The 7519-nt window shown below is 71.6% G+C and carries 9 protein-coding genes and 5 tRNA genes; 7 read left to right on the forward strand and 7 right to left on the reverse strand.

Annotation, left to right across the window (positions count from 1 at the left end):
* The first annotated feature begins 455 nt into the window (after positions 1 to 455).
* Both ABZT02_RS45870 and ABZT02_RS45875 read left to right on the forward strand, forming a co-directional pair.
* The gene (locus tag ABZT02_RS45870) at positions 456 to 1403 is read left to right on the forward strand and encodes an aminoglycoside phosphotransferase family protein (protein WP_356029378.1); all 948 of its coding nucleotides are present in this window, start codon (positions 456 to 458) and stop codon (positions 1401 to 1403) included.
* Between the two features lie 80 nt (positions 1404 to 1483).
* On the forward strand, positions 1484 to 1795 hold the full coding sequence (locus ABZT02_RS45875; protein WP_031054045.1) for a zf-TFIIB domain-containing protein: 312 nt from the start codon (positions 1484 to 1486) through the stop codon (positions 1793 to 1795).
* Between the two features lie 48 nt (positions 1796 to 1843).
* On the opposite strand, the gene ABZT02_RS45880 is transcribed toward ABZT02_RS45875, so the two are convergent.
* From ABZT02_RS45880 to ABZT02_RS45900, 5 genes are all read right to left on the reverse strand, one after another.
* Positions 1844 to 1915, reverse strand: a tRNA-Val gene (locus tag ABZT02_RS45880).
* Between the two features lie 31 nt (positions 1916 to 1946).
* Positions 1947 to 2018, reverse strand: a tRNA-Val gene (locus ABZT02_RS45885).
* 34 nt (positions 2019 to 2052) lie between these two features.
* Positions 2053 to 2124 (reverse strand) — tRNA-Val (locus ABZT02_RS45890).
* 1 nt (position 2125) lies between these two features.
* Positions 2126 to 2199: transfer RNA gene (locus ABZT02_RS45895), tRNA-Cys, on the reverse strand.
* A gap of 39 nt (positions 2200 to 2238) precedes the next feature.
* Positions 2239 to 2311: transfer RNA gene (locus ABZT02_RS45900), tRNA-Gly, on the reverse strand.
* Between the two features lie 178 nt (positions 2312 to 2489).
* Here ABZT02_RS45900 and ABZT02_RS45905 point away from each other — a divergent pair.
* From ABZT02_RS45905 to ABZT02_RS45915, 3 genes are read left to right on the forward strand one after another with little or no spacing between them, the layout of a single operon-like run.
* The gene (locus ABZT02_RS45905) at positions 2490 to 3533 is read left to right on the forward strand and encodes a chorismate-binding protein (protein WP_356029381.1); all 1044 of its coding nucleotides are present in this window, start codon (positions 2490 to 2492) and stop codon (positions 3531 to 3533) included.
* Positions 3530 to 4351: an aminodeoxychorismate lyase gene (locus ABZT02_RS45910; protein WP_356029383.1), complete on the forward strand. Its 822-nt coding sequence runs from the start codon at positions 3530 to 3532 to the stop codon at positions 4349 to 4351. The genes ABZT02_RS45905 and ABZT02_RS45910 overlap by 4 nt, the downstream gene beginning before the upstream one ends.
* Positions 4352 to 4401: 50 nt before the next feature.
* Positions 4402 to 5229, forward strand: coding sequence for a GNAT family N-acetyltransferase (locus tag ABZT02_RS45915; protein ID WP_356029386.1), 828 nt, complete (start codon positions 4402 to 4404; stop codon positions 5227 to 5229).
* 7 nt (positions 5230 to 5236) lie between these two features.
* On the opposite strand, the gene ABZT02_RS45920 is transcribed toward ABZT02_RS45915, so the two are convergent.
* Positions 5237 to 5758 carry a DsbA family protein gene (locus tag ABZT02_RS45920; RefSeq protein ID WP_356029388.1) on the reverse strand — a complete coding sequence of 174 codons (522 nt, stop codon included), beginning with the start codon at positions 5756 to 5758 and terminating at the stop codon, positions 5237 to 5239.
* A 223-nt stretch (positions 5759 to 5981) separates the two neighbouring features.
* Between ABZT02_RS45920 and ABZT02_RS45925 the strand changes: the two genes are divergently transcribed.
* The gene (locus ABZT02_RS45925) at positions 5982 to 6431 is read left to right on the forward strand and encodes a hypothetical protein (protein ID WP_356029391.1); all 450 of its coding nucleotides are present in this window, start codon (positions 5982 to 5984) and stop codon (positions 6429 to 6431) included.
* 156 nt (positions 6432 to 6587) lie between these two features.
* Positions 6588 to 6740 (forward strand): hypothetical protein, encoded by a 153-nt coding sequence (locus tag ABZT02_RS45930; RefSeq protein ID WP_356029393.1) that lies wholly within the window; start codon positions 6588 to 6590, stop codon positions 6738 to 6740.
* A gap of 79 nt (positions 6741 to 6819) precedes the next feature.
* Here the strand turns inward: ABZT02_RS45930 and ABZT02_RS45935 are convergent, their stop codons facing one another.
* Entirely contained in the window at positions 6820 to 7380 is a 561-nt protein-coding gene (locus ABZT02_RS45935; protein ID WP_356029395.1) for a CGNR zinc finger domain-containing protein, read from the reverse strand.
* Positions 7381 to 7519 lie beyond the last annotated feature (139 nt).

A 7519-nucleotide genomic window follows, 5' to 3' on the forward strand; every position in this document is an offset into this window, starting at 1 on the left:
AACTCGACTGCTCTGGACTTGTTCAGCGTTCCTCTTCCGGGATTCGACCCGCGTCGAGGTCAGTCATGAACCCCTCCAGACGCCTTGTCGCTTCGCGGGCGGACACCCCCCACCCCGTCCCCTGCGCGCCGTACGCGGCGAACGGCCCGTCGTGGGCAGGCGAGATGCGTCGAACGGTCCGTCCTGGTGCAGGCGACTGCAACCCCTTGGGGGCGCGGGGAACTGCGCGACCAGCCACAACGCGCCCGCACCCGCCCGACACGCCCCCTCCCGGCACCCCCATGGGCGCCCGGCCGGAGCCCAGCGCAGCTGCCCGCGGGGAACTGCGCGATCAGCCCCATCGGACCCGCACCCGCCCGAGACCCCCGCCCGGCGCCCCCATAGGCGCCCGGCCCAAGCCCAGCGCAGCGGCCGCGTACCCTCGCGGTCAGACCACCCCGCCCCCAGGGAGCCCCGTGTCCCCCCACCCCCTGCTCACCGAGCTCACCCTCAGAGCAAGAACCGAGGCTCACTCGCGTACCTCGGCGGCCTGCCCCTGCGGAGCGACCACCCTCGCCGACCGCCCCGACGCGACGGTCGTCCGGCATGCCGACACGGTCGCGAAGGCCCATGCCCCCGGCACCACCCCCGCCGACCTGGCCCCCCGCCTCGCCACGGCCGCCCACTTCCCCGGCATCCTCCTCAACCCCCTGAACAGGACGCCCGTAGAGCTGCACGGCAGACTCGTCACCTTCTGGCCGTACGGCGAACCGGTGGACCCGAAGAACCCCGACGCCGCCCCCTGGGAACCGGCCGCCACCCTCCTCGCCCACCTCCACCGCAGCCCCGCCCCACCGGACCTGCCTCCCATGCGCGGCCCGGTCAAGGCCGCCCTCGCCGTCGCGCGTCTCCTCAAAGCGACCCGGCAGCGACGGCAACCCGCCGTTGCCTCGGTCATCCGCGCCTGGCGTACCCTCCCGCCCTGGGCCCGCGCCGAGACCCCCATGTCCGACACCACGACGCTCTGCCACGGCGACCTCCACCTCGGCCAGCTCGTCCGCCACCCCGCCCCCGACGGCCTCTGGCGCCTCATCGACGTCGACGACCTCGGTGTGGGAGAACCCGCGTGGGACCTCGCCCGACCCGCCGCCTGGTACGCCTGCGGCCTGCTGTCGCCCGACGACTGGTCCCGCTTCCTCGGTGCCTACCGGGCCGCTGGCGGCCCCGCCGTTCCGGCCGGGGGCGATCCCTGGCCGGCTCTGGACGTCGCCGCCCGCGCCCTCACCGTGCAGACCGCGGCCCGGGCGATCGCCAAGGCGACCGAGGCGGGCCGGGCGCTGGACGACGTGGAGCAGGCGGTCGTCGACGCCTGTGACCGAATGGGTTCTGCCCCGCCGCAGTTGGCGGGCGGTGTCGAGAAGTAGGGTGCAACCGACCAGGGGCGGACGGAGTCTGTCCTGGCGTAACGCGAAGCAGGACCAACGGGCGAGGAGTTGAGCCGACGATGCAGTGTCCGAAGTGTCACGCACCGATGCACACGTACAACCGCAACGGTGTCCAGATCGAGCAGTGCAGCGGTTGCCGGGGGATCTTTCTCGACTACGGCGAGCTGGAGGCGCTGACCCGACTGGAGGGCCAGTACGGCGGCGGCCCCGTCGTCCCACCGCCTCCGGCCGCTCCGCAGTACCCCGCCGCGCCCGGCGCACCGGCGTGGGGCGCACCGCAGCACGGCGGTGGTCACTACGGCGGCCACGGTGGCCATCACGGCGGTCACCACCGCAACCGCGGCTTCGGCCACATGCTGTTCTCCAGCTGACCGAGCAACGAGGAAGCCCCCGGCCGCAGGGCCGGGGGCTTCGGTGTGTGCGCGATACTGGGATTGAACCAGTGACCTCTTCCGTGTCAGGGAAGCGCTCTCCCGCTGAGCTAATCGCGCGGGAAACACGATCAAGACCGTGCGTGCTGCGTGCGCGATACTGGGATTGAACCAGTGACCTCTTCCGTGTCAGGGAAGCGCTCTCCCGCTGAGCTAATCGCGCGGGTCAGACCTTCGATGATCTTCCGAAGATCCAGTGGACGATACTGGGATTGAACCAGTGACCTCTTCCGTGTCAGGGAAGCGCTCTCCCGCTGAGCTAATCGTCCTTGGAGGTGGAGACGGGATTTGAACCCGTGTAGACGGCTTTGCAGGCCGTTGCCTCGCCTCTCGGCCACTCCACCAGGAGTGCAGGGGCTCGGGAAGATCCCCTGGTTCCATCGAGCGGACGACGAGGCTCGAACTCGCGACCTCAACCTTGGCAAGGTTGCGCTCTACCAACTGAGCTACGTCCGCTTGTCGTTTCGTTCCGCTCTCGCGGCCCGGCGACGAGTTGAACTCTAGCGGATTCCGGGGCCAGTACAAAAACGCGTTTGCGCAGCGTGCTGCCCTGCGCATGTCGACGTACGTGGTCAGGGCGGCCGCAAGGACATGGCCAGGTCACCCGCAGGACGCCCGCCATAGACTCGACAGCGTGCTCGACCTCGCTCCTCTCGCCCGTTTCGGCGACCGCGTCGCCACCGGTCTCCTCGATGTCACCAGCGATCCCGCGGCCCTGGACTCCACCGGCTTCTGGGCCGTCGTGGCGAGTTTCGAGGGCCATCTGACCTGCGCCCGCTTCGCCGACGTACGCCCGTCACCGGTGCCCGCTCCGGCGCCGGGGGCGTGGCGGGGTCCGGCGGCCGGTCACTGGACGTCGTCGCTCGACCGCGAGGCGTACACGAAGGGCGTACGGCGGATTCGCGCGCACATCGCCACCGGCGAGGTCTACCAGGCCAACCTCTGCCGTGTCCTGACCGCGCCCCTCGCACCCGGCGCCGACGTGGACGCGCTCACCGCGCTGCTGGCCCGCGGCAACCCGGCGCCGTACGCAGGAACGATCCGCCTCCCCGCTCACGGGGTTGAGATAGCCACCGCGTCCCCCGAACTGTTCCTGCGCAGGGCGGGGCGGGTCGTGGAGTCGGGGCCGATCAAGGGGACCGGGCGCACCGAGGACGACCTGCTGGCCAAGGACTACGCCGAGAACGTGATGATCGTGGACCTGGTGCGCAACGACCTGGGGCGGGTGTGTGCCACGGGCAGCGTCACCGTTCCCGACCTGTGTGCCGTGGAGAAGCACCCAGGTCTCGTCCATCTCGTGTCGACCGTGCGGGGCGAGCTGCGCGAGGGCGCCGGCTGGGCCGAGCTGCTCGGCGCCGCCTTCCCGCCCGGCTCGGTCACCGGTGCGCCCAAGTCCAGCGCCCTGCGGATCATCGACGCTTTGGAGACCGCGCCCCGGGGGCCGTACTGCGGAGGCGTCGGCTGGGTCGACGCCGACCGGGGTACCGGGGAACTGGCCGTCGGCATCCGCACCTTCTGGATCGACCGCGCCGAAGGAGTGCTGCGCTTCGGCACGGGCGCCGGTATCACCTGGGGGTCCGACCCCGAGGGGGAGTGGCGGGAGACCGAGCTGAAGGCGTCCCGGCTGCTCGCGGTAGCGTCGGGGACGTACGAGGTGAGTGGAGGGACTCTTACGTGAAGATCTGGCTCGACGGCGGGCTGCAGGACATCGAGACCGCCCGCGTCTCCGTCTTCGACCACGGGCTGACCGTGGGCGACGGCATCTTCGAGACCGTGAAGGCGGTGGACGGCCGTCCCTTCGCCCTCACCCGGCATCTCGACCGGCTGACGCTGTCGGCGCGGGGCCTCGGGCTGCCCGCCCCCGATCATGACGAGGTCCGCCGCGCCTGCGCCGCCGTACTGGAGGCGAATCCGATGCCGCTCGGGCGGCTGCGCATCACCTACACCGGTGGCCGTGGTCCCCTCGGATCCGACCGGGGCGAGCACGGGCCGACGCTGGTGGTCGCCCTCGGTGAGTCCACCCCGCGCCCCGACACCACGGCCGTGATCACGGTGCCGTGGACCCGTAACGAGCGCGGCGCGCTCACCGGGCTCAAGACCACCTCGTACGCCGAGAACGTCGTCGCCCTGGCACGCGCGCGTGAGGACGGCGCTTCCGAGGCGCTGTTCGCCAACACGGTCGGGCAGTTGTGCGAGGGCACGGGGTCGAACGTCTTCGTCGTGCTCGACGGCGAGATCCACACTCCGCCGCTCGCCTCCGGCTGCCTCGCGGGCATCACGCGCGCGTTGACCGTCGAATGGACCGGGGCGAGGGAGACCGACCTGCCGCTGGAGGTCCTGGAGCGGGCCGACGAGATCTTCCTCACGTCGACCCTGCGGGACGTCCAGGCCGTCCACCGGGTGGACACGCGCGAACTGCCCGGCGCCCCCGGCCCGGTGACCGCCAAGGCCATGCGGATCTTCGAGGAGCGGGCCGGGGACGACCTCGATCCCTGACGGCCGCGGACAATCGGCTGCTCCGGCGCGCGGGAGCGGGTAGAACTCCGGTGATGACCACCACTCTGCGGCCGATCGAGCCGCTCCAGCGCGGCGTCGACGGGGCGCTGTCCCGCCACTACACGGTGTGCGTGAACAGCCGTCCCGTCGGGGCGATACATCTCGCGACCCACCCGTCCTTCGGACCGGCCGTCGCCCAGATCCGGGACCTGCGGATCGATGAGCCGGACCGCAGGCGCGGCCGCGGCACGGTCGCCGCTCTCGCCGCCGAGGAGGTGGCGCGGGGCTGGGGCTGTGGACAGCTGGAGATCAGGGTTCCCGCCGACGCCCGGCCCGCGCTGCGGCTCGCCACCACACTCGGCTACGTCCACCGCAACCGCGGCATGGAGAAGCCGCTCGGCGCCGACGCGCCCGGGCTGCCCGCGGGCAGCCGGGGCAGACCCATGACGGAGGCCGAGTTCTGGCCGTGGGCGGAGCGCGGCATCACGGAGTACGCCAGGGACTGGAGCGAGAGAGGGATGTCCGAGGCCGAGGCCCGGGAGAGGTCACGCAAGGACCACGAAAAGCTGGTGCAGCGGGGCCTTGCGACGCCGGAGGCACTGTTCAGCGTCCTGGAGCACGACGGCGTCCGGGTCGGGGTCCTGTGGGTGGAGTTCATCGACGCCAAGGCCTTCGTGTACGACGTCGAGACCGAGGAGGCCTTCCGCGGCCGGGGGCACGGCCGGTCCCTGATGCTGCTGGCCGAGGGGCAGGCGATCGCCTCCGGCAGAAGGGTCCTGGGCCTCAACGTCTTCGCCGGCAACACACCGGCCGAGCGGCTGTACGAGTCGCTGGGGTACGTGACGGTCGGTTACTCGATGTACAAGCGCCTGCTCTGAGGCCGGCTCAGTCCTGCCCGGCGAGCAGCCGGTCCGCGATCTCCTCGATCCGCTCGCGCAGCCCCTCCTGGCTCTTGCCGCCGTCGAGACGCTTGCCGTCGATGACGTACGTCGGTGTCCCGCTCACGCCGATCGCCTTGCCCTCGGCCTGGTCGGCGTCCACGATCAGGATGTGCCGGCCGTCGATCAGCGCGGTGTCGAACTCCTCGGCGTCGAGCCCCATTTCACGGGCCACCTCGACCAGGAAGGGTTCCCCCTTGCGGTTCAGCTCCTCGACACGCCCCAGCGCGGCCTCGACGAACTCCCAGCCCCTGCCCTGCTCCAGGGCCTCTTCGGCTGCCTGCGCGGCGGCGAAGGAGTGCTTGTTCTTCTCCAACGGGAAGTGCCGCAGCCGCAGCTCCAGACGGTCGCCGTAACGGGCACGCAGGGCCCGGACATCGTCCAGCGCGTCACGGCAGTCGGGGCACTGCAGGTCGCACCAGACATCGAGAACGGGCGCGGCGGGACGGACGGGGGAGGGGTCGCTCATGGGCCCAGTCTCCCAGCTCCTGCCCAGCGGGCCGAATCGCCCCCGGCCGTCCGAGCGGCATCCGCCCGCTTCACCGGTAGGGGCCCGACCGGCACCTGCGGAGGAGGTGACCCGGAGATGTCCCTGATGTCCTGCCGGGGCATGGCCCGGCAGGGGTCGGGAGGTGCAGGATGGATAGGGACGAAGCGGCACGTTGCCGATCGAGCCCCGCCTGGAGGACCGGATGATTGCCGAGACCGTCTGTTCCGCCGTCGCCGCGGCCGGCCTGGGCATCGCGGCGGTCACCGCGTACCGGAAGCGTTTTCTCGCGGCCACCCGTATCGCCGCCTACTCCCTCGTCCCGCTCGGTCTGGTGATGACCGGCGTCGTCGACTGGCTCGCGGACACCGCCTTCAGCCCGACCGCCTGGGCGGGCTTCGCCGTGCTCGGCCTGTCGTGGGTGCTGTTCTCCACCACGCGCGCGGTGGAGCGCCGCCGCGGCGGCACCCGCAAGGAGCGCAGGGCGGCCCGCGGCGCCCAGCAGGAGGCGGTGGCACCCGCGGCCTCGGCGCCCTCCCTCGGCGCGGCCACGCGCACTCCGGCAACCCGCCCGGCGGGCAAGCCCAGGACCACCGAGTCCGGCGCGGAGGACTTCAGCGACATCGAGGCCATCCTCAAGAAGCACGGCATATGACGGTCGCGTGGTGAACTGAAACGTTCGCAGTAGGGCCCACGTGGGTCCGTAAGCGATCACGATTCGAAACGGACATCGCGGAATCCGGCGAACTACCGCTCATTTCGGGCGTGTTGATCGCGCCGGTGGCGTCGGCTGCGCCATCATCGCCGCGAGATGCTGGACACGAAACAGAGCGATACCGCGCCGCAGCAGGACGAGCCGCGTGGATGCCTCTTCGCCCTTTCCCAGCCACCGCTGATGATCTTCCTTGCGGTGATCGGGTCTCTTCTGCTCATGGCTGCGCTGCACGACCTGCTGCTGCTCTGAGCCGTACCCGTGGTCCCCGGCGTCACCCGTCGGGGACCACGTCGACACCCCGCCCGCCCCCCGCCCCGCCGCCCAGGCCTCAGCCCGCGGCCTCCTTGCGCCGCGCCCGGTAGGCGGCCACATGCAGACGGTTTCCGCAGGTCCGGCTGTCGCAGTAGCGGCGTGAGCGGTTGCGGGACAGGTCGACGAAGGCCCGTCGGCAGTCGGGGGCCTCGCAGCGCCGCAGCCGCTCCTGCTCCCCGGCCACCACGAAGAACGCCAGCGCCATCCCGCAGTCGGCCGCCAGGTGGTCGGCGACGGAGGCGCCCGGCGCGAAGTAGTGCACATGCCATTCGTAGCCGTCGTGGTCCGTGAGCCGGGGAGTGGTGCCCGCGGCGGCGACCAGGTCGTTGATCAGGGCGGCGGCGGACCGGGCGTCCGGCGCGGCGAAGACCGAGGCGAACCGGCCGCGGATCTTGCGCACGGCCGACAGATCGAACTCCGAGAGCACCCCGACATCACTGATCTCGTGGTTTCGTACGAAATCCGCGAGCGCCGCGACATCCGGCAGCGCGTCCGGCGACGCCTCGTCCTCCGGTGCGGTGTTCACCAGATCGACCACGGTGTCGAGGGCGCACCGGGTGTCGTGGGTGATCAGCACGATTCGCTCCCTGGCCTGAGGGTCGGGCGAACGCCCGCCGATGCTGGCCGATGGTAGTGGCTCGCCGGTACTCGGTGCCGGGGCGCACGACAGGCGCCGGGGGGCGGGGGTGGGGGGCCGCGCCCCGCCCCGGCGCTCA

Source organism: Streptomyces sp. NPDC005402 (assembly GCF_040606575.1).
Lineage (GTDB): Bacteria > Actinomycetota > Actinomycetes > Streptomycetales > Streptomycetaceae > Streptomyces.